The following is a 255-nucleotide window of genomic DNA, read 5'->3' as shown; positions in this document are numbered from 1 at the left end:
TTGAGTCGCAGAGACCAGCGAGAAGCGACTGTTTACTAAAAACACAGGTCCGTGCGAAGTCGCAAGACGATGTATACGGACTGACGCCTGCCCGGTGCTGGAACGTTAAGGGGACCGGTTAGACCGCGAGGTCGAAGCTGAGAACTTAAGCGCCAGTAAACGGCGGTGGTAACTATAACCATCCTAAGGTAGCGAAATTCCTTGTCGGGTAAGTTCCGACCTGCACGAATGGCGTAACGACTTCTCGACTGTCTC

1 rRNA gene is annotated in these 255 nt (G+C 53.3%); it reads left to right on the top strand.

The annotated features are described in order from the left end of the window. Window positions 1-255, top strand: a 23S ribosomal RNA gene (locus IZR01_RS54990); the annotation flags it as partial.

The sequence above is a fragment of the Catenulispora pinisilvae genome, assembly GCF_015356865.1.
GTDB lineage: Bacteria > Actinomycetota > Actinomycetes > Streptomycetales > Catenulisporaceae > Catenulispora > Catenulispora pinisilvae.
The sequence above is the reverse complement of the archived record's forward strand: the minus strand, read 5'-3'. Positions and strand labels throughout refer to the sequence as shown.